Here is a 3,699-nt window from a genome sequence, read left to right as displayed (position 1 = left end):
GGTCGATCCCCGGGAAGCCGATCATCACGATGCCCCCGCTCCAGCTGCCTTCCTTCACTTCGTGTGGTGTCACGTGCACGAGAAAGCGGCCTCCGTACGGCTCGAAGGTGGCGGGAATGCGCTCGATGTAGTCGGCGATGTCCGCGTGCAGCGGGGCGTCCTGCAATCTGGCGATGGCGTAGGCGGTCATGATTCTCCTCGGCTCCGTTGCGGCTCGATGCTCGAAATCGCGTTGTCGTCACCAAGTTAGGTGGCCGACAGCGATCCGGAATCTGTCGTCTATAGGTACTGAGGAGACAGCCGCCACGGCTCTACTGCGGCGCCTGGAAGCCGCCGATCGTCTGTTCGAGCAATTCGGCAAGCCGCAGTGGGGTGCGGTCCTCGAACTGCGGGCCGATCAGCTGCACCCCGACCGGTAGGCCCTCGGGTGAGCGTCCCGCCGGGATGGCGGTGGCGGGCAAGCCGGGCATCGTGGCAACACCGGCCCAGACAAGCTGGTCGAGATACGGGTATTCCGCACCGTCGATATCGAGCCGGCGGCCCAGCAGGTCGGGGTCGTGATCGTGGGCGAACGCGGGCGTGGGCGTGATCGGGCACACGACGGCATCGAATTCGGTGAACAGTCGCCGCCAGCCGGCGCGGTGGAGTTCGCGACTGTTGTTCGCTTCGAGCCAGGCGCGGTGGCTGAACACCAGCGCGCGTTGGCGCACCGCGACGAGACTGCGATCGTCGACGCTCAGCTGTGCGACTCGGGTCCGCAGTTGCTCGTAGGCGTCGACGGGAAAACGCGCGCCCGCGCCGGCGAACAGCAACTGCATGTAGACCGTCGCGGCTTCGGTGAGATCAGGCAGCAGTGAACTGTGCCGTTGCACGCGGGCGCCACTGTCGACCAGCGCGTCGGCCACCCGGTTCACACCTGCGCGCACCGCGGATCCGGTCGGGATGAGCGGATGCTCGTCGAGGATCAGGACACGGAAGTCTGCGAGTCGCTCGTGGCGCGAAGGTGGTAGTGCCAGGTCGTATGCCACACCGTTCGTCAGCGGGTCCGGTCCGGCCATGACGTCGAGGAGCAGGGTGAGGTCGCGAGCCGTACGCGCCATCGGACCGACGACCGCGAGGTCGAGATCGGTCGGCAATGCCGTCGCGGGCGGTGCGACCATGCCGCGGGTCGCTGCCAGCCCGAGTGTCGGCTTGTGTGCGTAGATGCCGCAGAAATGCGCGGGGGTGCGCAGCGAACCGCCGATGTCGGACCCGATGGACAGCGCACCGAATCCGGACGCCAGTGCCGCCGCGGACCCGCCGGAGGATCCACCGGGGGTGCGAGCGTGATCCCACGGGTTGTTGGTGGTGCCGTAGATCTCGTTGAAGCTCTGCACGTCCTGCAGTCCCAGCGGCACATTGGTCTTTCCGAGCACCACCGCGCCCGCAGCGGCGAGCCGCGACACCTGCACCGCGTCCGCCGGCGGAGAGTAGTTCGCGAATTGCGGCATGCCCCAGGTCGTGGGAAGCCCGGCGATGTTGTAGGACTCTTTGACCGTCACCGGAATTCCGAGCAGTGCGCTGTCGGCACCGCGGGCGCGTGCCTGGTCGGCACGGTGTGCGGCCTGCCTCGCACGGTCGAAATCACGCACACAGATCGCATTGATCGCCGTGTCGTCACGCTCGATACGGTCGATTGCCTCCTCGGTCAGTTCCACCGATGACACCGCACCCGCCCGCAGCGCGGAGACGAGTTGTTCGGCCGATTGAAAGCTCCACTCCATGAATCTGACCGTACCGAGCTGTCGTGGGCTCTCGCTCTCGCTGCGCGCGCCCCTGTCCGCCCAGATATGGCCAACGGTTCACCCGCACTGAGGAATTCGCGTCCAGGTTGTGCCGTCGACAGAGAATCATCCCAGTTCACAGCGCCGACGCCACGGGGCACAGGCGCACGTCGGCCACGAAATACCGCTGCGCACAACGCGAGGGATGTCTCACTGCGCATCTCGACGATCGAGGTTTTCGACAGTGGGTGTCCTGGGTAGTTCGTTCAGGGCAGTCGCCCCGCCCTCACCGGATGGACCGCGCTGCCGCGGTGCCGACGGCCGTCCGCCGACTGATCGGCACCGGAATTTCGCCGAATCAACTGCCAGGAGAAAAATGCGTTCTGTCACAGCCGGTGCCGTCGCGGTAGCCGTCGCCGCCACCATCGCCTGCCTCGCCGGGCCGGCCAATGCCGTCGACAACCCCGCGGAGCCCAACGAGATCATCACCATCGACCTCAATCTGCTCGGGTGCTCCATCGGTGCCGGGCTCGGTGGCGAACTCGCCGCCGCGTTCACCGGAGCCATGACGGGCTCAGCCACCGGATCGAGCAGCAGCGTCGACACCGGCTTCGCCTCCCGCCTGCGTGCGGCCGGCTGCTTGCCGTCCTGGAAGTAGCCAGACGAACACCGACGCCGAGTCACCGGGAAGCTGTCCTGCTGGCGACTCGGCGTCGGTCTCGTACAGGGTCCGCTGGCGGCCGACTCCCGCTTCGGGTACGACTGGAGGCGAGCAGAGGGGGAAGCTGTGCGGGAATCGAAAAGCGCGACATCAGCGATCGGTCACGGGGCAGGTGGGCGAAGAGTGCGTTCCACCGAGGAATGGCTCGCCTACTTCCAGCAGAATGCGCTCCGGCAGCGTGAGATTCCGTGGCAATCGAACGGGGTCGGGGCATCTCCCGCCGAGATGGCACCCCTTCGCCGGTCGCTGCAGGCCTGGCAGCTCGGCGAGACATCGGATGGACAGCATCTGGCGGCGTCCGCTGACCGATTTGCCACTGCCACCGACGATCCCGCGTATCGCGATGTCATCGACCTGTTCATCCGTGAGGAGCAACGCCACGGCGCGCTGCTGGGCCGGATCTTGGACGATGCGGGCATCCCACGGCGACACGCTGATTGGGGCGACACACTCTTTCGCAGACTTCGGTACAGCATCACCGACATCGAGGTCTGGACCACCCCCGTGGTCATGGTCGAAGTTCTGGCGATGGTCTATTACAACGCGATCCGTCGGGCTACCGGCTCACCGGTCCTGCGTACGGTCTGTGCCCAGATCCTCGCCGACGAAGTGCCCCATGTGCGGTTGCAATGTGAGCGACTCGCGGTGCTGCTGCACACCCGCTCCCGCACCCGCTACCGCTGCACCATGCTCGCCCACCGTGTCCTGTTCCTCGCGGTGATGCTCCTGGTGTGGGTCGGTCACCACCGCGCGCTGCGCGCCGGCGGCTACACATGGACGCACTACCGCCGGGCCGCCTACACCACGATGAACCGAGCATGGCGACGCATGGATCCGCAACGCTACGTCTGGACCTGATTCAGCCCAGCAGCTTTTCGATGAGGTCGGTCGCGCGCACCGTCCCGCCTTCGGCGTGTGCGTCGGCGCGCAGCCGAGCGCAGCGGCGAGCGACGTCCGGATCTGTGACCATGTCGTGCAGAGCCTGGCGGAGGTTCGCGGCGGTGGCGTCCGCGGTGTCGATGCGGCGCGCAACCCCCAGTTCCACGAGCCGGTCCGCGTTCATGAACTGCTCGGCGCCCTGGGGCACGGCGATCATCGGGACACCCGCCAGCAGTCCCTCGCCGCAGCCGCCCATGCCGGCGTGGGTGACGAAGGCGTCCGCGCGTTCCAGGATCGCCCGCTGGGGAACCCAGGAGTGCACTTCGACATTGGCGG

5 protein-coding genes are annotated in these 3,699 nt (G+C 67.0%); 2 read left to right on the top strand and 3 right to left on the bottom strand.

Annotated elements, in window-relative coordinates:
• Together ACFWF3_RS27975 and ACFWF3_RS27970 are read right to left on the bottom strand one after the other, a co-directional pair.
• Positions 1–190, bottom strand: a 190-nt coding sequence (locus ACFWF3_RS27975) for a DUF1330 domain-containing protein (RefSeq protein WP_379316424.1), incomplete at its 3' end; no start/stop codon positions are given.
• A 121-nt stretch (positions 191–311) separates the two neighbouring features.
• Complete coding sequence (locus tag ACFWF3_RS27970; RefSeq protein ID WP_379316422.1) at positions 312–1,763, bottom strand: amidase; 1,452 nt, start codon at positions 1,761–1,763, stop codon at positions 312–314.
• Positions 1,764–2,139: 376 nt separating this feature from the next.
• On the opposite strand from ACFWF3_RS27970, the gene ACFWF3_RS27965 reads away from it, so the two are divergent.
• Together ACFWF3_RS27965 and ACFWF3_RS27960 are read left to right on the top strand one after the other, a co-directional pair.
• Positions 2,140–2,421 carry a hypothetical protein gene (locus ACFWF3_RS27965; protein WP_379316420.1) on the top strand — a complete coding sequence of 94 codons (282 nt, stop codon included), beginning with the start codon at positions 2,140–2,142 and terminating at the stop codon, positions 2,419–2,421.
• Positions 2,422–2,607: 186 nt separating this feature from the next.
• Complete coding sequence (locus ACFWF3_RS27960) at positions 2,608–3,342, top strand: ferritin-like domain-containing protein (RefSeq protein WP_379316418.1); 735 nt, start codon at positions 2,608–2,610, stop codon at positions 3,340–3,342.
• Between the two features lies 1 nt (position 3,343).
• Here the strand turns inward: ACFWF3_RS27960 and ACFWF3_RS27955 are convergent.
• On the bottom strand, positions 3,344–3,699 hold a 356-nt coding region (locus ACFWF3_RS27955; protein ID WP_379316416.1), incomplete at its 5' end, for a nucleotide disphospho-sugar-binding domain-containing protein.

Source organism: Nocardia sp. NPDC060220 (assembly GCF_042727815.1).
Lineage (GTDB): Bacteria > Actinomycetota > Actinomycetes > Mycobacteriales > Mycobacteriaceae > Nocardia.
Note: the sequence above shows the minus strand (reverse complement) of the source record. Positions and strands in the feature narration are given on the sequence as shown.

Excerpts from the sequence above, each read along its gene's own strand:
- ACFWF3_RS27970 (WP_379316422.1), bottom strand. The coding sequence starts at position 1,763 with ATGGAGTGGAGCTTTCAATCGGCCGAACAACTCGTCTCCGCGCTGCGG.
- ACFWF3_RS27965 (WP_379316420.1), top strand. The coding sequence starts at position 2,140 with ATGCGTTCTGTCACAGCCGGTGCCGTCGCGGTAGCCGTCGCCGCCACC.